Below are 19543 nucleotides of genomic sequence, written 5' to 3' on the forward strand. Positions count from 1 at the left end.
CGACCCGGCTCAGGGCCGCGGCGGCACCGGCAGGGTGACGCCCTGCGCCGCGGCCTGGTGCGCCAGCTCGATCAGCTCGACCACCCCGACGGAGTCCGCCGGGTCCACCGGCAGCGGCGCGCCGTCCCGCAGCGCCGCTGCCAGCTGCGCGTAGAAGTCCTGGTAGCGGCCCGACTCGGTGGGCACCGACCGCAGCTCGCCGTCGGCGCCGAGCCGGCCGTAGCGGTCGGGGTCGACCTCGCCCCAGCCCGGGGTGCCCGGCCGGCCGCCGTCGCGCAGCGCCGCCTCCTGCGGGTCCAGCCCGTAGGTGGTGTAGGCGGCGCGGTCGCCGAGCACCCGGAAGCGCGGGCCGAGCTGGGCGGTCACCGCGCTCATCCACAGGTGGGAGCGGACCCCGCCGGCGTGGGTGAGCGCGACGAACGCGTCGTCGTCCACCTCGGCGCCCGGCCGGCGCCGGTCCACCTCGGCATAGACCCGCTGCACCGGGCCCAACAGCTGCACCGCCTGGTCGACCAGGTGGGCGCCGAGGTCGAACAGGGCGCCGCCGGCCTCGCCGGGTGCGGCGCTCTCCCGCCAGCCGGGCTTGATCGCCGGCCGCCACCGCTCGAACCGGGACTCGAAGCGGGCCACCCGGCCCAGCTCGCCGGCCTCGATGAGCCGGCGCACGGTCAGGAAGTCACCGTCCCAGCGGCGGTTCTGGAACACGGTCAGCGGCACCCCGGCGGCGGCCGCCTCCGCGACCAGCGCCCGCCCCTCGGCGGCGGTCGGCGCGAGCGGCTTGTCCACCACCACGGGCAGCCCGGCCGCCACGGCGGCCCGGGCCATCGGCACGTGCTGCCGGTTCGGCGTGGCCACCACAACCAGGTCGAGGGTGTCGGCTGCCTGCCAGAGCTGGTCGGCGTCGTCGAGCACCCGGGCGTCCGGGTGCTCGGCGTGGACCTGCGCTCGGCGCTCCGGGTCCCGGGTGACGACCGCGTCCAGCCGTAGGCCGGGCGTGGCGGCGACCAGCGGGGCGTGGAACACCCGCCCGGCGATCCCGTACCCCAGCAACCCCACCCGCAGCGGCGCCTGCGCCATGCCGTCCCCCCGTCCTCGATGATCCCCTGCGAAATCTACGCGCCGAGCCCGGCCCGGAACGGCGGGTCCCGGGCGGCGGCCCACCTGCGGGTGTGGCAGCGTGGGCGGGGTGCACCCAACCCCGGTCGAGGTCGACCTCGCGCTGGTCGGCGGCGGCGGTGCCGCCTCCCTGGTGCTGGCCGCCCTGGACCGGCACGACGTCACGGGCCTGCGGGTCGCCGTGGTCGACCCGGTGCGCAAGCGCGGCCAGGACCGCACCTGGGCGTTCTGGGGTGCCCCGGGCGGCGACCTGGGCCCGCTGCTGAGCGCGAGCTGGTCGCGGGTCGACGTGGTCACGCCCGCGGGCCGCCGCGTCCTGCCGCTCACCCCGTTGAGGTACGCCATGCTCCGCTCCGCCCCGGTCTACGACCGGGCTGCCGCGGCCGAGCGGCGGCTGGGCGCCGTGCGGATCGGCGCGCCGGCCGGGGCGCTGGCGGACGACGGTCACCGGGTGACCGTGCACGATCCGGAGGGGCGGCCGCTGGTCCGGGCCGGCTGGGTGCTCGACTCGCGGCCCCGCCCGCCGGTCCGGCCCGGGCGGACCAGTTGGTTGCAGCACTTCCGGGGCTGGTGGCTGGCGGCCGACCGGCCCACCTTCGACCCGGGCCGGGCGGTGCTGATGGACTTCCGCACCCCGCAGCCCGCCCGGGGTGTCTCCTTCGGCTACGTGCTGCCGGTCGACGACCGGTACGCCCTGGTCGAGTACACCGAGTTCGGCCCCGCCGTGCTCACCGACGCGGGCTACGACGCGGCGCTGCGCGGTTACGCCGGCCTGCTCGGCCTGGACCTGTCGGCGTTGCGGGTGCGGGAGGTGGAGAACGGGGTCATCCCGATGACCGACGGGCCGTTCGTGCCCCGCCCGTCGCCGCGGGTGGTCCGGCTCGGCACCGCGGGCGGCGCCACCCGCCCGTCCACCGGGTTCACGTTCTCCGCGATGCTCCGCCAGGCCGAGCAGGTGGCCCGGGCCCTGGCGGCGGGCCGGCCGCCGGTGCCGGCGCCCGCGTACCCGGGGCGGCACCGGTGGATGGACGCGGTGGCGCTGCGTGCCCTGGACCGGGGGCACGTCGGCGGGGTGGCGTTCTTCGAGCGGCTCTTCGACCGCAACCCGGCGGAGCGGGTGCTGCGTTTCCTCGACGGGGCCACCTCCCCGGCCGAGGACCTGGCGGTGATGCGGTCCAGCCCACTGCTGCCGATGACCGGCGCGGTGCTCGGCGACGCGGCCGGCCGGCTGCGCGCCCGGTTGCGTCGCGGCCCGGCCGACGCCGCAGTGGCCGGTCAGGCCGGCTCGTAGCGGGCGATCACGACGCCCTTGGTGGTGGTGACGCGGTCGGTCAGAAGTCAGCGGCCGAGTTCCGCGGCGACCCGGTCGCGGACCAGCACCCGCAGCCGCTCCATCGGGTCGCCGTCACCGGCGCCGAGCCGGTTGCGCACCGCCGCCACGGTCAGTCCCAGCTGCGGGTACGCGAACGCGAGGCTGCCGCCGCTGCCGGCCGTGCCGAACGACCCGTCGGCGTCGACCGCGTAGCCGAGACCGAAGGTGGCCTCCTGCCCGAACACCCACTCCTCGGCGCGGACCGCCACCGCGGAGACCTCCCGGAGGCGTTCCGGTGCGATGAGCCGGACCCCGTCGACCGGGCCGAGCAGCGCCGCGTACATCCGGGCGACCGCGCGGGCGGACATCGTGCCGACCGCCGGCACGTCGGCGCGCAGCACGTCGGGGCGGCTGCCGATCGTGGCGTCCGGGCGGACGTGCGGCGGGGCCACCGCGTCGAAGTTCGGCAGGTTCGCGCTCGCGTAGGTCATGAGGGCGGACAGGCCGGCGTCCTCCAGCCGCGCCAGCCGGGGCAGGTCGGACCCCGGCACGCCGAGGAACAGCTCGCCGGTCACCCCGAGCGGCCCGGCGACCTCCTCGGCCAGCACCTGCGACACCGGCTTGCCGGTGACCCGCCGGACCACCTCGCCGACCAGCCAGCCCCACGTCCAGGCGTGGTACGCCAGCCGCTCGCCGGGCGCCCACCGCGGCTCGGCGTCGGCGAGCAGCCCGCACATCCGGTCCCAGTCGGTGAAGTCCGCGGGGGTGACGTCGGCGGGCAGGGTCGGCAGTCCGGCGGTGTGGGTGAGGGCGTGCCGCAGCGTGATGCCGTCCTTGCCGTGCCGGGCGAACTCCGGCCACACCTCGGCGATGCGCAGGTCGTAGTCGAGCCGCGCCCGCTCGGCGAGCACGTGCACGACGGTGGCGGTGAGCCCCTTGCCGGTGGAGACGGCGTGCACCGGGGTGTCGGCGGTCAGTGGCCGGCCGGTGGTGGTGTCTGCGAACCCGGCCTGCTCCTCGACGATCGGCGCACCGGCCAGGTACGCGGCCACCTGCACTCCGGCCTCCCGCCCGGAGGTCACCAGGTCGTCGATCGTCGCGCGTACCTCGGCCCGCAGGCCGTCCCAGCGTCCGTCCATGATCAGTGACCCTGCCAGAGGGCCCCGCGGGTGTCGTGCGCTTTTCCGTCGCCGGTCAGCCGCCGGGCGGGCAGCGCCCCGATCCGCGGGCGGCGGGTCGGGTGGTCCCGCGCCGCGGCGCACCGGGTAGGTTGCCGGCATGGCGGAGGCGGAGACCGGCGGGGTCGTGGAGATCTGGACCGACGGGGCGTGCAGCGGCAACCCGGGTCCCGGCGGTTGGGGCGTGCTCCTGCGCTGGGGCGGGCACGAGCGCGAGCTGTGCGGCGGGGAGGCCACCCCGACCACCAACAACCGGATGGAGCTGACCGCCGCGATCCGGGCGCTGGAGAGCCTCACCCGCCCGGTCACCGTGCGGTTGCACACCGACAGCACGTACGTGCGCAACGGCATCACCGGCTGGCTGGCGTCCTGGAAGCGCAACGGCTGGCTGACCGCGGCGAAGCAGCCGGTGAAGAACGCCGACCTGTGGCAGCGCCTGGAGGCGGCCTGCGCCCGGCACGAGGTGACCTGGCTCTGGGTCAAGGGCCACAACGGGCACCCGGAGAACGAGCGGGCCGACGCGCTGGCCAACCGGGGCATGACCGAGGCGCGCGCCGCGGCGGTGGCCGCTCGCTGACCCGACGCGGGTTGTGTCGACCTCGGTCGATGGGTAACGTAGCGGATCGATGCCGTCACGGACAGTCGCCCTTTCGGAGGTGTCCGCGTGACCGTTGCTTCCCTCACCGACCTACCGCTCTGGCCACCGACCAACCTCGACCGTGATCCGCTCGTCCCGCTCGACGCGGGGGAGCGGCGGCGGTTCGCCGGTCCGGTCACCCGGGTCCGGCTCCCCACCGACGCCACGGCCTGGCTGGTGACCCGGCACGCCGACGTCAAGCAGATGCTGCGCCACCCCGGCTTCAGCGCCGACCTGACCCGCCCGGGCTTTCCGCTGCTGCGCCGGATCCCGCCCGGCGCGTTCGGCGATCGCCGGGGCGGGTTCATCCGGATGGACGGCGCCGAGCACGCCCGGCTGCGCCGGATGCTCACCGCCGAATTCATGATCAGGAACGTGCGACGGATCGAGCCGCTGATCCGGCAGACCGTCGATCGGGCGCTGGACGACCTGCACGCCGCCGGCCCGCCCGCCGACCTGGTCACGCACGTCGCCCTGCCGGTGCCGTCGATGGTGATCTGCCACCTGCTCGGCGTCCCCTACGCCGACCACGACTTCTTCCAGGAGCGCAGCCGCACGCTCATCGACCGGGACGCCCCGCCGGAACGGGTCCAGCGACACGTTCGGGAGCTGCGCGACTACCTGCACCGGCTGGTCGAGGCGAAGGTGGCCACCGGGGAGCGCGCCGACGACCTGCTCAGCCGGCTGGCCCGGGAGCGGGTCGACACCGGGGAGTTGGCCGTCGACGAACTGGTCGGCATGGCGGTGCTGCTGCTCATCGCCGGCCACGAGACGACCGCCAACATGATCGGCCTGAGCACCCTGCTGCTGCTGCGCCACCCCGCCCGGTACGCCGCGCTGCGTGACGACACCGGGCACGCCGAGGGCCTGGTCGACGAGCTGCTGCGCTACCTCAGCATCGTGCGCACCGGCCTGCCCCGCCTGGCCACCGAGGACGTCGAGATCGGCGGGCGGGTGATCCGGGCCGGGGAGGGGGCGATCGCGGTGCTGTCCCTGGCCAACCGGGATCGGACCGCCTTCGACCGGCCGGACGAGTTCGACCCGTACCGGGCGGCGCAGCAGCACGTCGCGTTCGGCTTCGGGGTGCACCAGTGCATCGGCCAGCCCCTCGCCCGCGCGGAGCTGCGGATCGCGTTGGTGGAGCTGGCCCACCGGTTCCCCCGGCTGCGGCCGGCCGCCACCGCCGGGCGGCTGCCGACCCGGGACAGCTCGGTCGTCTACGGCCTCGACGCACTGCCGGTGACCTGGTGAGCGGGGCCGTGCGGGTCCGGGTGGACCGGGACCGGTGCTGCGGGGCCGGCAACTGCGTGGTGACCGCGCCGGAGGTGTTCGACCAGGATGACGCGGACGGCCTCGTGCTGCTGCGCCGGACCGAACCGTCCGCCGACGCGATCGACCGGGTGCGCCTCGCCGTCGAGCTCTGCCCGGCCGGGGCGATCAGCGTCGCGCCCCGGCCGGTGCCGGAGCGCTCGTCGACACCGTGACCGCGGGTCCGCTCACCGCTCCGGGCGGCCCTCCTCGATCTCCTCCGGCTCGTTCGCCGGGTCGGTGGTGCCGGAGACGTCGGCCACGTCGTAGCCGGCCCGGCTGATCTCGCGGGCGGAGCGACGATCCTCGGCCGGTAGGTCGGCGAAGTCGTCGCCGGTGTCGTCGGTGCTGTGCAGGGACTCGCCCGGCGGGCGCAGCGACGCCTCGTACGCGGTCGCGCCGTCGGGCTCGTCGGTGGCGGCGCGGCCGAAGGACTCTTCACTCGTCATGTGGCACTCCTGCCCATCCGGGGCGGGCGCAAACGCTCACCGGGCCGCGTCCGGGTGCGTCGGCATCGAGGAGCCGCCGGAGCTGCTGCCGGACGCCCCGCCGGCCACGCCGGAACCGTCGTCCTCGGTCACCTCGTCCGGTTTCGGCGCACCCGGCTCCGGCGCGGGCACGTCGGTGTCCGCCTCCACCTGGACCAGCCGGGCCTGGCCGGCCTCGTCCTCGGCGTGCGCCGGGTCGACCGGCTGCCTGCCCTGCCGTGTCTCATATTTCACCGGTCCGCCTCCGTCCGTCGCGCGGTGACGCCGCCTACCCGGCGCCGTCGCGGCGAAACCCGGCCGTCCCACGGTGGATCCCGACGGGCCCCGGGCCGTCGCCGGGCCGTCGCCGGGTGCCGACCGCGCGGCACGTCCCCGGCGGCGGCCCGCCCGGCCCGCCGCGGTGGTGTCGTCAGCGCCGGCCGGCTGGTTCCACCGCGGTCGTCAGCGCCGGCCGGCCATGCCGCCGTGGTGGTGTCGTCAGCGGCGGCGTCGGCCCGCGGACCGTCCGCCGGTCGGCCGCTCGCCCGTCGCCCGCTCACCGGACGACCGCGCGCCCGCCGACCGCTCACCGGACGACCGCGTGCCGCCGGGCGACCCGACCGGGGTGACGGTCAGCGACCAGTGCGCCGGGCGGCGCAGGCCGCGCGGCAGGACCGTGCGGTGGTCGCCGCGGGCCGCGTCGAGCTGGGACTGGTGCACGAACAGGCAGTCACCGAGGTCGGCGCCGCGCAGGTCCGCGCCGCGCAGGTCCGCCCCGGTCAGGTCGGCGGCGCCGAGGTCGGCCCCGCGCAGGTCCGCGCCGATGAGGCAGGCCCCGCGCAGGTTCGCGCCGCCCAGCCCCGCCCGCCGCAGGTCCACCCCGATCAGCACCGCGCCCCGCCGGTCCGCGCCGGCCCGGCCGGCCCGGGCCTGCTCGCCGGTCCGCGACAGCAGCCGGTTGACCCGGGCCCGCTGCGCGTCGACGTCGACGGCGAGCAGCTCCTCCGGGGTGCCGTCGGTGAGCCGTCCCGTCTCGGCGAGGGCGGCGGACAGCTCGTCCCGCAGCGGGCCGGCCGGGGTCAGCGCCACGGCCTCGGTCAGATACCAGAGCAGCTCGTGCAGGGGCCGCATCACCGCGAAGGTGTCGAACATCCGCCGGGCGGTCGCCGGGTCGCTGCGCCAGTCCCGCCCGCCGAAGGTGCCCTGGGCGACGTGCTGGCCGGCGCCGAAGCAGTCGAAGACGGTGCAGCCGGGGAAGCCGCGCTGCCGCAGGTCCCGGTGGATGCCGCAGCGGGAGTCGGCGCGCAGGTTCGGGCAGGCCTGCCCGGCGGGCTTGTCGATCGCGAAGTCGGCGGAGGCGGCGAACGCGGGCGCGACGCAGCAGATCCCGAAGCAGCGCGCGCAGTCGGCGCGCAGCTCCCGGGCGGCGCCCGCCACCTGCTGGTCCACCGCCTCGGACACGCTGTCCGGCCTCCGTCCGTCACCGTCGGGCACGGCCCTCGCACCCGCCGCCATTCTCCGCCCGGGTCCGCCCGGACCGGCCGGCGGGGCACGGCGGTGTGACGGACCGCCGGGGCGCGGCGCCCGCGCGCGGCGGGCGCCGGCCCTCCGGCTCAGAAGTCGAACAGCACGTCGGTGCCGCGGAGCAGGTGGCACCGGTTGTCGAAGGTCCGGGTGTACGCGACCGGCCGGTCCTGCCAGAAGCCCACCGCCCGGGCGGTGACCGGGGCGTACTCCCGGGTGCAGGGGCCGGGCTGCACCTCCAGCGCGTCGAGGTGGCCGTCGACCCGGGCGACGAGGCGGCACGCGGTCGCCGGGTCGGGGTGCAGCCCGCCTTCGGGGCCGCAGGTCAGCACGGTGGCGCGGACGTCGTCGCCGGCGTCGACGGTGAGCAGCAGCGCGGACGGCGTCTCGGGGCCGGGGCGGGGGGCCGCGCCGGCCGCCGTGGGGGCGGCGGTCACGGCGAGGCCGCCGAGCGCGGCGGCCAGGGCCAGCGCGGCGGTACGTCGGGCGAAGGGCATGTGTCGTCCTTCCGTCGGGGCCCCGGGGTCGGGGCCGGGCGTCGGCCCGGGCATCGTGAGACCCGGCCGACGAGAACCCTAAGTGGACGGTGTGAACGCACAGCGTCACGAAGTGTTACACCGTTTCAGCCGGGCCGCCGACGGGTGTGACACGCACCGTCAGACCGAGCGCCAACCGTCGTCCGGCAGGGACGACGCCTGGGGACCCATCATCAGCATCCCCCCGTCCACCGGCCAGGACGCCCCCGTCACGTATGCGGCCGCCGGCGAGGCGAGCAGCGCCACCACGGCCGCCACCTCCCGGGCGTCCCCGGGCCGCCCTACCGGCACGCCCGGGCGCTCCTGGGTGAACGGGTCGACGTCCTCCTGCCCGGTCATCGGGGTGGCGATCTCGCCGGGGGCGACCGCGTTGACGGTGATCCCGTCGGCCGCCAGTTCCTGCGCCATCACCTTGGTGAGCAGCCCCAACCCGCCCTTCGCCGCGCAGTACGCCGACGAGCCGACCCGTGGGGCGTGCTCGTGCACGCTGGTGATGCTGATGATCCGGCCGCCCCGGCCGGCCGCCCGCATCCGGCGGGCGGCCCGTTGGGAGCAGAGGAAGGGCCCGTCCAGGTCCACGGCGAGCACCTCCCGCCACTGCTCCCAGGCCACGTCGACGAAGGGCGTGGCCAGCCCGGTGCCGGCGTTGTTGACCAGCACGCCGAGGCCGCCGAGCCGGTCGGCCAGGTCGTCGACGACCGCGGCCCCCTCGGGCAGCCGGGTCAGGTCCATCTCGGCCACCTCGCAGCGGCGGCCGGTGGCGCGCACCTCGCCGGCGGTGCGCTCGGCGCCGTCGGGGTCGCCGTACCAGGTGATGCCGACGTCGAAGCCGGCGTCGGCGAGCGCCACGGCGCACGCCTTGCCGATGCCGGAGTCCGCGCCGGTGACGACGGCGATCCGGTCGTATTCCTCGTATCGCTGGGGCATGCTGCCGCACTACCCGGATCGGGCGGGCTGAACCAGACGGGGTGTAACCGCTGCGGGCCGGGGTAGCCGGGCCGGATGGACCTGGTCGAGGAGTCGCCCTACCGGTTCCGGATCGACCGGCACGAGCCGATGCGGGTGCCGGGCGTGGTCTTCGCCTCCCGCGCGCTGCTTCCGGACGCCGGCGCGGACAAGTCGCTGGAGCAGGTGGCGAACGTGGCCACCCTGCCCGGCATCGTCGGCGCCTCCTACGCCATGCCGGATGTGCACTGGGGCTACGGCTTCCCGATCGGCGGGGTCGCCGCCACCGCCGTCGAGGACGGGGGAGTGGTCTCGCCCGGCGGGGTCGGCTTCGACATCTCCTGCGGGGTGCGGCTGCTCACTGCCGACGTGGACCGGGACGCGCTGCGCCCGCGGCTGAACGCGGTGATGGACGGACTGAGCGAGTCCACCCCGCGCGGCATGGGCAAGGGCGCCGTGTGGCACCTGACCGACCGGGCCGAGCTCGACGCGGTGCTCCGCGGCGGCTCCCGGTACGCCGTCGAGCGCGGCTTCGGCGTCCAGCGGGACCTGGACCGCTGCGAGGACTACGGCGCGGTGGGCGACGCGAACCCGGCCCAGGTGAGCCAGCGGGCGGTGGAGCGCGGCGCCCGCCAGGTGGGCAGCCTCGGCTCCGGCAACCACTTCCTGGAGGTGCAGGCGGTGGAGGAGGTCTACGACGAGGCCGTGGCGGGGGCCTTCGGGCTGCGCGCCGGCCAGGTCTGCGTCATGATCCACTGTGGGTCGCGGGGGCTGGGCCACCAGATCTGCACGGACTACGTCCGGGAGATGGAGAAGGTGATGCCCGGGCACGGCATCCACGTGCCCGACCGGCAGCTGGCCTGCGCGCCGGTCTCGTCCCACGAGGGCCGGGCCTACCTGGGGGCGATGGCCGCCGCGGCCAACTACGCCCGCGCCAACCGGCAGTTGCTCGCCCACGCCGCCCGGCAGGTCTTCGCCCGGGTCACCGGCGGCGACCTCGACCTGGTGTACGACATCTCGCACAACCTCGCCAAGATCGAGACGCACGAGGTGGACGGGGCGCCGCGCCCGCTGTGCGTGCACCGCAAGGGCGCCACCCGGGCCCTCCCGCCGGGACACCCCGAGCTGCCCGAGGACCTGCGTCCGGCCGGGCAGCCGGTCCTCATTCCCGGCTCCATGGGCACCGGCTCGTACGTGCTGACCGGCGTGGCCGGCTCGCCGGCCTGGGCGTCCACCTGCCACGGGGCGGGCCGGGTGCAGAGCCGCAAGCAGGCCACCAGGGCGGTCGCCGGGCACGACCCGCGCCGCGAGTTGGAGGCGCAGGACATCGCGGTGCGGGGCGCCAGCCGGCGCGGGCTGGCCGAGGAGATGCCGGCCGCGTACAAGGACGTCACCGCCGTGGTGGCGGCCGCCGAGGGGGCCGGACTGTGCCGGAAGGTGGCCCGGCTGGTGCCGCTCGGCGTGGTGAAGGGCTGAGCCCGCTCACACGTCCAGCGTCACCGCGCAGCGCCAGCCGGCGGGCTCCGCGACGAAGCGCAGCTCGTGCAGGGACACCGCCTTGGGAACCGCGCCGACCAGCTCCACGGCGTCCGTGCCGGTGGTCCGCCAGCACACCGCCAGGCCGCCGTCGTCGGCGGCCCGCACCTCGGTCTCCAGCGGCAGCGCATCCTCGGTCTCCAACCGGAAGATCACCTCGTCGAGGACGCCGACCAGCAGGTCCGCGTCGGCGCCCGGCGGCACCCGGAACGCGGTCTCCCCGTCGGCGACCGCCCCCGTGGCGTCCACGAAGGTGTCCACCAGCGCGGTGACCGCCTCGGCCACGCAGCCCTCGCGGTCCGGCGCCCACGCCTCGATGCGGACGTCGGCGGTGTGCGGGATGTTCCGGTGCCCGCGGGCCGGTCGTCGCTCCATGCCCCGATCATGCCGCCGCCGGTCGGTCGTCCCACCGGGTTTGTCGCAGCCGCGAACGCGCGCCGGCGAGATCACCCCGGCCGAGTTCGACGAGATCATGGCGGCCGACGACCCGGAGCGTCCCACCGCCCTACCCGGCGCGGGCTCAACCGGTCCGCACGGCGGGGACCGCGAACTCCGGCGCGGCGGCGGCCAGCACCGCCGTCCGGGCCGGCACGCCCCACACCTCGGCCAGCGCGGCGCCCAGTTCCGCGAGCATCCGGGGCACGACCCGGGGCCCGTCGTCGTGCATCGCCTCGATCACCACCAGCACCTCGGCGGTCTCCGCGCGCACTGCCGACGCGCCGCTCTGCCGGTGCGTCCAGCGCCGGGAGTGGGCCCGGCCGGCCGCGTCGGCGAAGACCAGCTCACCCGGCTCGGGATGCTCCGCGTCCCCGCCGAGGGTCAGGTAGGTCTCCGTGCCAGCGGCCGGGCGCACGGTCAGGTCCCCGGCGATCCGCGCGAGGTCCAGCACCGCCACCGGCACGGCGTACCCGAGGGAGAGGGCGTTGCCCAGGTCGACCAGCGGGTGCAGCCGGGGCAGTGCCCCGTCGCGGCGGAACCGGCGCAGCAGCGACTCGGCCGCGCAGCGGTAGCGGGTGGGCGGCGAACCCATCCGGGCGAAGGCCCGCCGCCAGGCCTGGATCTCCGGGAAGCCGCCCTCGGACCCCCCGGCGAGGCGGGCGCGGGCGGTGTCGGCGTACCGGGCGAGCCGCGGGGTGACGTCGACGGCGGGGGTGAGGCCGGTGGCGTGCAGGACGCCGCAGGTCAGCTCCGGAAAGGTCGACCAGACCTCCGGGGAGTGCCGGAAGCGCACGGGGAAACTCCTATCGGGCGGTGAGGGCCAGGCCGAGGCCCAGGGCGAGGAAGCTGCCGGCGAAGCCGTGCCGCAGCAGCGCGGTCAGCCGGGGCCGGGCCAGCACCCGGCGGCGCAGCGCGCCGGCCAGCAGCGCGTACCCGGCGAAGACCACCAGGGTGGCCACCATGAACACCGCGCCGCAGGCCAGCATCCGGGCCGGTGCGGCCGGCGTGTCCGGCGGGACGAACTGCGGCAGGAACGCCACGAAGAAGACGGTGACCTTGGGGTTGAGCAGGTTCAGCAGCACCCCGTCGCGGAACAGCCGGCCGGCCGGACGGGGCGGGCGGTGCTCGTCCACCGGCAGCAGCGGGCCGTGCTCGCGCAGCGCCGCCCAGGCCATCCAGAGCAGGTACGCGACGCCCAGCCAGGTCACCACCCGGAACGCCGGGGTGCCGGCGCGGAGCAGGGCCGCCAGCCCGGTCACCGCGGCGACCAGGTGCGGGACGAGGCTGAGCGTGCAGCCGGCGGCGGCCACCAGACCGGCCCGGCGGCCGGCGGAGAGGCCGGTGGCGAGGGTGTAGACCACCCCGGTGCCCGGGGTGACCACCACGACGAACGTGGTCAGGAGGAAGGCGATGCTCACGCGATCCAGCCTGCGGCCATAATGGCCCGGTGGACAGGGCCAAACGATCGGCGGTCGAGGGGTCCATAGCGGCCGGTGCCGACTTCCTCCAGCTCGACGTCGGCGAGGCCCCGCCCGGCGGCCGCGCCGACTGGCTGGCCACCCGGCTGCGGGCCGCCATCGCCGACGGTCGGGTGCCGGTGGGCGCCCGGTTGCCGGCCAGCCGGGTGCTCGCCGCCGAACTGGGCGTCTCCCGGGGCGTGGTGACGGAGGCGTACCAGCGGCTCACCGAGGACGGGCACGTGGTCGGCCGGGGCCGGGCCGGCACCGTCGTGGTGGCCACCCCGGCCGCCGTGGTCACCCGCGCCCCGGCGCCACCCCGCCCGCCGCAACTGTTCGCCGCGCGACCGGACACCGCCGTCTTCGACGCGCTGCGCAACGCTCCGGCGGAGCTGGACCTGACGCCCGGCGTACCCGATCTGGCGGCCTTTCCCCGCGCGGCCTGGCTGCGCGCGGAACGCGCGGTGCTGCACCGCCTGGCGCCCGCCGCCTTCGGGTACGGCGACCCGACCGGCACCCCCGCGCTGCGGTTGGCGGTCGCCACCTGGCTGGCCCGCAACCGCGGCATCCGGGTGGACCCGGCCGAGGTGGTGGTCGTGGCGGGGGTGTCCCAGGCGCTCGGTCTGCTCGCCCAGGTGCTGCACGCCGACGGCGTGCACACGGTCGCCGTGGAGGACCCCGGCTCGCTCGGCGTACGCCAGCACCTGAACAACTGGCGGCTGGACACCCCGCCGGTGCCGGTGGACGCCCACGGCCTGCGGGTCGACCGGCTGGAGGCCAGCGGCGCTCCGGCCGTGATGCTCACCCCGGCGCACCAGTTCCCGACCGGCGTGGTGCTCGACGGCGACCGGCGCCGCCGGCTGCTGCGCTGGGCGCGACGCGGCGGCCTGGTGATCGAGGACGACTACGACGCCGAGCACCGCTACGACCGCCCGCCGGTGCCGGCGCTGCGCGGGATGCTGCCGGACCGGGTCTGCTACACCGGCAGCGTCTCCAAGCTGCTCGCCCCGGCGCTGCGGATCGGCTGGGTGCTGGTGCCGCCCCGGCTGCACGCCGACCTGGTGGCGGCCAAGCGGATGGCCGACCTGGGCAACGCCGCCCTGCCGCAGTTGGTGCTGGCCGAGCTGATGGATTCCGGCGCGCTGGAACGCCACCTGCGGCTGCTGCGCCGCCGGCACGTCCGCCGTCGGGACGCGATGATCCGGGCGGTCCACGAGCACCTGCCCGGCGCGGTCGTGCACGGCGCCGCGGCCGGCCTGCACCTGCTGGTCACCCTGCCCGGCGAGGTCGACGACACGGCGCTCGCCGCGGCTGCGCTGCGCCAGGGCGTCAAGGTCCAACCCCTCTCCTGGCACGGCCAACGCCCGCAACCTCCCGGCCTGGTCCTCGGCTACGCCGCCAACCTGCCCACCGACATCGACCGTGCCCTCGCCACCCTCGCCACCGTCCTGCGTGACCTGCGTCGACCCCTTTCCCCGCCTCGTTGATCAAGAGGCTCGCGGCGCCGAGGAGATCGACACCACGCGAACCTCCTGATCGCCCGGGACGTTTCCCCGGCCGGGGGAGGGTAAGTGCCGATGTGGATGGACGGTCCTGACGGTCAGGGGGCGGGGATGGTGGTCGGGCGGGCGGTCGCGACGCGTGCGGGGTCCGGGTTGGACCGTCGGCCGGGTGCGCTCCTGGGTCGCTATGCCACGGCCGCCGTGCTGGTACGCCTGGCCGACGAGGGCGCCCGGGTGGCGCTGGTGCTGCTGGCGATCGAGCGGACCGGCAGCGCGGCGTACGGGGGGCTGCTGGTGGCGGCGCTGATGGTGCCGCACGTGGTGGCCGGCCCGGTGGTCGGCGCGATCGCCGACGCGGTACGCCGGCGCCGCCTGTTCTACACCCTCGCCCTGTTCGGGTACGGCGGGGCGCTGGTCGCCGCGGTGGCGTCGGCGGCCGCGTCCCGGCCGCTGTCGGTCGCCCTCGTCGTGCTGGCCGGGTGCCTCGCGCCGATCATGCTCGGCGGGATGACGAGCCTGCTGGGCGACCTCGTGCCGGACCGGCTGGACACCGCGTTCGGCATCGACGCCACGTCGTACAACCTGGCGGGCATCGCCGGGCCGGCGATCGCGGCGGTGACCGCCGGCGCGGCGGGCGCCACGGCGGCGACCGTGGTGCTGGCCGCGCTGGTGGCCCTGGGCGGCCTGGTGCTGTGGACGCTGCCGATCCGTGACCGCCCGGCACGCGCCCACCGCGACGCGGGGCCCGGCCGGCGCAACCCCCTGGCCGGGGTGCCGCTGCTGTGGCGGCGGCCGCGGCTCGGCGCGGTGACCCTGGCCAGCAGCGTCGGACAGCTCGGCGTCGGCGCCCTGCCGCTGGTCGCGGCGCTGCTCGCCGGCCGGTTCCAGCACACCTCGTACACCGGGCTGTTCCTGGCGGCCGCCTCGATCGGCGGGCTGGTCGGCTCGTTGTGGTCCGCGCGCCACCCGATCCGCTCCCATCCGCCCGAGCGGGTGGTCCTGGTCTGCCTGCTCGCCACGGCGGTGCCGTTCGCGCTGGTGCCGGTCGTGCCGTCGGTGTGGGCCACGCTGCCGTTGTTCGCCGCGGTCGGGGTGCTGAACGGCCCACTGTTCTGCGCGGTGCTCGCGGTGCGCGAGCGGGAGGCGCCGCCGGAGGCGCGCACCCAGGTGTTCACCGTCGGCGCCGGCCTGAAGAGCACCGCGGCCGCCGCCGGCGCGGCGCTCGCCGGGGCCCTCACCGGCTCGGGGGTCGGCCTGCTGCTGCTCGGCGTGGCCGCCTGCCAGGCGCTCGGCGCGGTCGCGGGCGCCGCGGTCCTGCGGCTGCCGGGCCGCGCCGGCCGCCGGTAGCGGCGCGCGGTCAGCCCGGCGGCCGGTGGTAGAGGGCGGCGAGGGCGGTGGCGGTCTCCGCCAGCCGGTCGCGCAGCGTGGCGGGGGAGAGGACCTCCACCTCGGCGCCGAGGCGCAGCAGGTCGCCGTGCGCGTGGGTGAGCGACTCGATGGGTACGACCGCCCGCACCCAACCCGCCGCGTCGGGCGGGCCGGCGCTGGTGTCCACCGACCCGACGACCGCGTCGCTGGCGACCTCGCGCAGCCGCTCCCGGCCTGCGGGGGAGAGCCGGATGGTCGCCTCGTCCCGGTGCAGCCGGGCCCGGAAGGCGACGACGTGCGCCCGCCACCAGGCCGGCAGGTCGAACTCGGGCCGGTCGAACGGCTCGTCCAGCGGGGTCAGGTCGAGGATCTGGTTGACCCGGTAGGTCGCCGGCTCGGCGCGGTCCGGCCCGGCGGCCACCACGTACCAGCGGCCGCCCTTGAGCACCAGCCCGTACGGTTCGAGGACCCGGCTCACCTCACCGCTCCAGCTCCGGTAGCGGACCCGGATCCGGTGTTCCCGCCACACCGCCTCGGCCGCGGCGGCCAGGTACGGCGACGGGTCGCCGTCGGAGTACCAGCCGGGGGTGTCCAGGTGGAACCGTTGCTCGAGCCGGGCGGCCCGGTCGGCGAGCGGCGGCGGCAGCGCGGCGCGCAGCTTGAGTTGCAGGGTGGCCACCACCGACTCGTAGCCCAGCTCGGCGGCCGGCCCGGGCAGCCCGGCGAAGAGCAGCCGGTCGGCCTCCTCGCCGGTGAGCCCGGTCAACCGGGTCCGCCAGCCGTCCACGAGCCGGTAGCCGCCGGCGTGCCCGGCCTCGCCGTAGAGCGGGATGCCGGCGGCGTGCAGCGACTCGACGTCCCGGTAGACGGTGCGGACCGAGACCTCCAGCCGGCGGGCCAGCTCGGCGGCGGTGAGCCGGCCGTGCGCCTGGAGCAGCAGCAGGATGGACAGGAGACGACTGGCCCGCATTCCACTGACACTAGCTGTCAGGGGAGAGGCCCTACCGTCCCGGTATGGCATTCCAGAACAAGGAACTGACCGTGCCGGGGACCGTCGAGGTCGCCGGCCGGCACGTCAAGCGCTACCACATCGACCAACCGGACCGCCGCCTCGAACCGGAGGTCGTCGACGCCGCCTACGCGTACCTGCCGAAGCTGCTGCCCGACCCGGACGGCGGCACCCCGCCGGCGAGCTGGGTGGTGCTGCACCGCGGCGCGGACACCGGCGCGTACCTGCTGGCGTACAGCTGGTTCTTCGACAACGTGGTGGAGTGCCGGATCGCGATCGCCGGCCAGCCCGCGCTGGACTGCCCGGACGACGACCCGGCGCACTTCGTCCCGCTGGACCGGCCCGGCGTCGGCTGCGTGTGGGAGCTGGGCGTGCTGGAGCACGAGCGGGCCGCCTGGGTCGGGCACGTCCTCGCCCCCGACCGGCCCGACGTGGCCGGCTACCTGGCCGACAGCCGCGCCGAGGGGCCGGTGGGTTTCTGATGGGCGACTTCGACTTCCTCGTGGGCACCTGGGACGTGACGAACCGGCGGCTGCGCGAGCGGCACGTCGGCAGCGACGACTGGGACGAGTTCCCGGGCACCTCGGTGGCCCGTACGTTCTTCGACGGCGCCGGCAGCTTCGACGAGATGCGCTGCCCGACCCGCGGCTTCTCCGGCTCGACCGTCCGCATCCTGGACCCGGCCACCGGCCTCTGGTCGATCTACTGGATGAACAGCAAGCGCGGGGTGCTCGAACTCCCGCCGATGGTCGGCCGGTTCGTCGACGGCGTGGGCACCTTCTACGCCGACGACACCGACGAGGGGCGGCCGATCCGCTGCCGGTTCATCTGGTCGCGGAGCACGCCCACCTCCTGCCGCTGGGAGCAGGCATTCTCCACCGACGGCGAGCAGACCTGGGAGACCAACTGGATCATGGACTTCACGCGGACGGGCTGACCTCCGGGGTGGTGGTCCGGTAGATCGCGGTCAGCCAGACGTCGAGCAGCACGTCGACCACGTCCCGCTCGGCCACCGCCGGCCCGTCCCCGGCGAAGGTCGCGTACCAGACCCGCTCGTTCATGGAGTTCAGCGCGATGGCGAGGTCCCGGGCGGGCAGCCCGTCCGGGGCCGCGCCGCGCGCGCGTTCCCCCTCGATGGCCGCCTCGACGGCGCGTACCCAACGTTCCAGCACCTCGGCCCAGAGCCGGCGCACCTCGGCGTTGGTGCCGCGCACCTGGGCGCAGGCCAGCACCACGTCCCGGTGGCCGCCGAAGGTGGCGTGGAACCGGGCGATCAGCTCCCGCCAGCGCGCCCGCGGGTCCTCGGCGAGCCGGACCAGCGCGTCGCCCGCGGCCGCGTTCGCCTCCTCGATGACCCGGTCGAGCAGGGTGAGCAGCACCGCGTCCTTGGACGGGAAGTAGAAGTAGAAGGTGGGCCGGGAGATGCCGGCGCCCCGGGCCAGGTCGTCGATGGAGATGTCGCCGAAGGGTCGCTGCCGCAGCAGCCGCTCGGCGGTGGCGAGGATGGCCACCTCCCGGTCGTCGCCGGTGGAGCGGCCGGGTCGCCGCCCGCGCGTCGGCGCGGCGCCGGTCGGCGTACGGGCGGGTGTCATGTCGGCCGATGTTACACCCGCTCGACACTGTGTCGATTGCACTCGACAGGGTGTTGACTGGCGTCGACGGGGCTGGATAGTGTCCGGTCCACTGCCGGCCGAACGGGAGATGTCATGGCCTCCGACCACGTCGACATCCTCATCGTCGGCGCCGGGCTCTCCGGCGTCGGCGCCGCCGTCCACCTGCACCGCGAGTGCCCCGGCAAGACGTACGCGGTCCTGGAGGCCCGGGGCGCCGTCGGCGGCACCTGGGACCTGTTCCGCTACCCGGGCATCCGCTCCGACTCCGACATGTTCACCCTCGGCTACTCGTTCAAGCCGTGGACCAACCCGAAGGCGATCGCCGACGGCGACGCCATCCGGTCCTACGTCCGGGAGACCGCCCGCGAGCACGGCGTGCAGCAGCACATCCGTTTCCACCACCGGGTCCTGCGCGCCGAGTGGGACAGCGCCACCGCCCGCTGGACGGTGCACGCCCACCGCGACGACACGGGCGAGGACGTCGTGCTGACCTGCGGGTTCCTGTTCGTCAACTCCGGCTACTACCGCTACGACGAGGGCTACACGCCGGACTTCCCCGGCGTGGAGCGGTACGCCGGCCGACTCGTGCACCCGCAGCACTGGCCCGAGGACCTCGACTACGCCGGCAAGCGGGTGGTGGTGATCGGCAGCGGCGCCACCGCGGTCACCCTGGTCCCGGCCATGGCCGAGCGGGCCGGCCACGTCACCATGCTCCAGCGCTCACCCACGTACGTCATCTCGCTGCCCTCGCGCGACCCGTTCGCCGACGCGGCGCGGCGCTGGCTCCCGGCGAAGGCCGCGTACGCGGTGACGCGCTGGAAGAACGTCGCCCTCGGGGTGGCCAACTTCCAGCTCAGCCGGCGTGCCCCCAATCTGGTGAAGAAGTTCCTGCGCCGGGCCGCCAAGGGCAAGCTTCCGGTCGGCTACGACCTCGACCGGCACTTCTCGCCCCGCTACGACCCCTGGGACCAGCGGCTCTGCGTGGTGCCCGACGGGGACCTGTTCACCACGCTCAGCGCCGGGACGGCCTCGGTGGTGACCGACACCATCGACACCTTCACCGAGCGGGGCATCCGGCTCACCTCCGGCGAGGAACTGCCCGCCGACGTCGTGGTCACCGCCACCGGCCTGAACCTGCTCGCCCTCGGCGGGATGACCCTCGCGGTGGACGGCGCCGAGGTCGACCTCGCCTCGACCGTCGCCTACAAGGGCATGATGCTCTCCGGCGTGCCGAACTTCGCCATGACCATCGGCTACACCAACGCCTCCTGGACGCTGAAGGCCGACCTGGTCGCCACGTACGTCTGCCGGCTGCTGCGCCACCTCGAGGACACCGGCGAGCAGATCGTCACCCCGCTCGCCCCGGACTCGGACGACCTCGTGCCGATCATCGACCTGCAGTCCGGGTACGTGCTGCGCGCCGTGGACCAACTGCCCAAGCAGGGCCCGGCGGCGCCCTGGCGGCTGCACCAGAACTATCCCCGCGACGTGCTGCTGATGCGGCACGGCCGGCTCACCGACTCCGGCGTGCGATTCTCCCGCGCGGGCACGCCCGCCACCGTCGCCGACCGGCCCGCGCCCGTCGCCTGACCCCCGA

21 protein-coding genes and 1 pseudogene are annotated in these 19543 nt (G+C 75.9%); 10 read left to right on the forward strand and 12 right to left on the reverse strand.

The window, feature by feature from the left end; genetic code table 11:
- Positions 1-9: 9 nt before the first annotated feature.
- On the reverse strand, positions 10-1077 hold the full coding sequence (locus ACFYPD_RS08860; RefSeq protein WP_387110499.1) for a Gfo/Idh/MocA family oxidoreductase: 1068 nt from the start codon (positions 1075-1077) through the stop codon (positions 10-12).
- Between the two features lie 109 nt (positions 1078-1186).
- Between ACFYPD_RS08860 and ACFYPD_RS08865 the strand changes: the two genes are divergently transcribed.
- Positions 1187-2407: a lycopene cyclase family protein gene (locus tag ACFYPD_RS08865; protein ID WP_387110501.1), complete on the forward strand. Its 1221-nt coding sequence runs from the start codon at positions 1187-1189 to the stop codon at positions 2405-2407.
- A 47-nt stretch (positions 2408-2454) separates the two neighbouring features.
- Here ACFYPD_RS08865 and ACFYPD_RS08870 read toward each other — a convergent pair whose 3' ends face one another.
- The gene (locus ACFYPD_RS08870; protein ID WP_387110503.1) at positions 2455-3567 is read right to left on the reverse strand and encodes a serine hydrolase domain-containing protein; all 1113 of its coding nucleotides are present in this window, start codon (positions 3565-3567) and stop codon (positions 2455-2457) included.
- A 139-nt stretch (positions 3568-3706) separates the two neighbouring features.
- On the opposite strand from ACFYPD_RS08870, the gene rnhA reads away from it, so the two are divergent.
- The 3 genes from rnhA to ACFYPD_RS08885 all read left to right on the forward strand — a co-directional run bounded on the left by rnhA (position 3707) and on the right by ACFYPD_RS08885 (position 5727).
- Positions 3707-4183 (forward strand): ribonuclease HI, encoded by a 477-nt coding sequence (gene rnhA / locus ACFYPD_RS08875; RefSeq protein ID WP_387110505.1) that lies wholly within the window; start codon positions 3707-3709, stop codon positions 4181-4183.
- A gap of 87 nt (positions 4184-4270) precedes the next feature.
- A complete protein-coding gene (locus ACFYPD_RS08880; RefSeq protein WP_387110506.1) occupies positions 4271-5494 on the forward strand; it encodes a cytochrome P450 in 1224 nt (407 codons plus the stop codon).
- Positions 5491-5727 carry a ferredoxin gene (locus ACFYPD_RS08885; protein WP_387110508.1) on the forward strand — a complete coding sequence of 79 codons (237 nt, stop codon included), beginning with the start codon at positions 5491-5493 and terminating at the stop codon, positions 5725-5727. The genes ACFYPD_RS08880 and ACFYPD_RS08885 overlap by 4 nt, the downstream gene beginning before the upstream one ends.
- Before the next feature lie 12 nt (positions 5728-5739).
- Here the strand turns inward: ACFYPD_RS08885 and ACFYPD_RS08890 are convergent, their stop codons facing one another.
- The 5 genes and pseudogenes from ACFYPD_RS08890 to ACFYPD_RS08910 form a co-directional block, all read right to left on the reverse strand.
- On the reverse strand, positions 5740-6000 hold the full coding sequence (locus ACFYPD_RS08890; RefSeq protein WP_387110510.1) for a hypothetical protein: 261 nt from the start codon (positions 5998-6000) through the stop codon (positions 5740-5742).
- Positions 6001-6036: 36 nt separating this feature from the next.
- Positions 6037-6273 (reverse strand): preprotein translocase YidC, encoded by a 237-nt coding sequence (locus tag ACFYPD_RS08895; protein WP_387110511.1) that lies wholly within the window; start codon positions 6271-6273, stop codon positions 6037-6039.
- A 243-nt stretch (positions 6274-6516) separates the two neighbouring features.
- Positions 6517-7437, reverse strand: a pseudogene (locus tag ACFYPD_RS08900) (pentapeptide repeat-containing protein); the annotation flags it as partial.
- A gap of 194 nt (positions 7438-7631) precedes the next feature.
- Positions 7632-8039 (reverse strand): SSI family serine proteinase inhibitor, encoded by a 408-nt coding sequence (locus tag ACFYPD_RS08905; RefSeq protein WP_387110513.1) that lies wholly within the window; start codon positions 8037-8039, stop codon positions 7632-7634.
- A 159-nt stretch (positions 8040-8198) separates the two neighbouring features.
- Positions 8199-9005, reverse strand: coding sequence for an SDR family oxidoreductase (locus ACFYPD_RS08910; protein ID WP_387110515.1), 807 nt, complete (start codon positions 9003-9005; stop codon positions 8199-8201).
- 75 nt (positions 9006-9080) lie between these two features.
- On the opposite strand from ACFYPD_RS08910, the gene ACFYPD_RS08915 reads away from it, so the two are divergent.
- Positions 9081-10499 carry an RtcB family protein gene (locus tag ACFYPD_RS08915; protein ID WP_387110517.1) on the forward strand — a complete coding sequence of 473 codons (1419 nt, stop codon included), beginning with the start codon at positions 9081-9083 and terminating at the stop codon, positions 10497-10499.
- A gap of 6 nt (positions 10500-10505) precedes the next feature.
- Here ACFYPD_RS08915 and ACFYPD_RS08920 read toward each other — a convergent pair whose 3' ends face one another.
- The 3 genes from ACFYPD_RS08920 to ACFYPD_RS08930 all read right to left on the reverse strand — a co-directional run bounded on the left by ACFYPD_RS08920 (position 10506) and on the right by ACFYPD_RS08930 (position 12415).
- Entirely contained in the window at positions 10506-10934 is a 429-nt protein-coding gene (locus ACFYPD_RS08920) for an archease (protein WP_387110519.1), read from the reverse strand.
- A gap of 145 nt (positions 10935-11079) precedes the next feature.
- On the reverse strand, positions 11080-11790 hold the full coding sequence (locus ACFYPD_RS08925; RefSeq protein WP_387110521.1) for a B3/4 domain-containing protein: 711 nt from the start codon (positions 11788-11790) through the stop codon (positions 11080-11082).
- Positions 11791-11800: 10 nt separating this feature from the next.
- Positions 11801-12415, reverse strand: coding sequence for a LysE family translocator (locus ACFYPD_RS08930; protein ID WP_387110523.1), 615 nt, complete (start codon positions 12413-12415; stop codon positions 11801-11803).
- Between the two features lie 29 nt (positions 12416-12444).
- On the opposite strand from ACFYPD_RS08930, the gene ACFYPD_RS08935 reads away from it, so the two are divergent.
- Positions 12445-13941 carry a PLP-dependent aminotransferase family protein gene (locus tag ACFYPD_RS08935; RefSeq protein WP_387110524.1) on the forward strand — a complete coding sequence of 499 codons (1497 nt, stop codon included), beginning with the start codon at positions 12445-12447 and terminating at the stop codon, positions 13939-13941.
- A gap of 216 nt (positions 13942-14157) precedes the next feature.
- Positions 14158-15303 carry an MFS transporter gene (locus ACFYPD_RS08940; protein WP_387110526.1) on the forward strand — a complete coding sequence of 382 codons (1146 nt, stop codon included), beginning with the start codon at positions 14158-14160 and terminating at the stop codon, positions 15301-15303.
- A 10-nt stretch (positions 15304-15313) separates the two neighbouring features.
- Here ACFYPD_RS08940 and ACFYPD_RS08945 read toward each other — a convergent pair whose 3' ends face one another.
- On the reverse strand, positions 15314-16294 hold the full coding sequence (locus tag ACFYPD_RS08945; protein ID WP_387110527.1) for a helix-turn-helix transcriptional regulator: 981 nt from the start codon (positions 16292-16294) through the stop codon (positions 15314-15316).
- A 44-nt stretch (positions 16295-16338) separates the two neighbouring features.
- Here ACFYPD_RS08945 and ACFYPD_RS08950 point away from each other — a divergent pair, with 44 nt between their 5' ends.
- Both ACFYPD_RS08950 and ACFYPD_RS08955 read left to right on the forward strand, forming a co-directional pair.
- Positions 16339-16815, forward strand: a complete 477-nt coding sequence (locus ACFYPD_RS08950) for a hypothetical protein (protein ID WP_387110529.1) — start codon at positions 16339-16341, stop codon at positions 16813-16815.
- Entirely contained in the window at positions 16815-17270 is a 456-nt protein-coding gene (locus tag ACFYPD_RS08955; protein ID WP_387110531.1) for a hypothetical protein, read from the forward strand. The genes ACFYPD_RS08950 and ACFYPD_RS08955 overlap by 1 nt, the downstream gene beginning before the upstream one ends.
- Here the strand turns inward: ACFYPD_RS08955 and ACFYPD_RS08960 are convergent.
- Positions 17254-17925 carry a TetR/AcrR family transcriptional regulator gene (locus ACFYPD_RS08960; protein ID WP_387110533.1) on the reverse strand — a complete coding sequence of 224 codons (672 nt, stop codon included), beginning with the start codon at positions 17923-17925 and terminating at the stop codon, positions 17254-17256. The two genes, ACFYPD_RS08955 and ACFYPD_RS08960, sit on opposite strands and share 17 nt — an antisense overlap.
- Positions 17926-18039: 114 nt before the next feature.
- On the opposite strand from ACFYPD_RS08960, the gene ACFYPD_RS08965 reads away from it, so the two are divergent.
- Positions 18040-19536, forward strand: coding sequence for a flavin-containing monooxygenase (locus tag ACFYPD_RS08965; RefSeq protein WP_387110535.1), 1497 nt, complete (start codon positions 18040-18042; stop codon positions 19534-19536).
- Positions 19537-19543: the final 7 nt, after the last annotated feature.

This window comes from Micromonospora sp. NPDC005299, assembly GCF_042872345.1.
Classification (GTDB): Bacteria; Actinomycetota; Actinomycetes; order Mycobacteriales; family Micromonosporaceae; genus Micromonospora.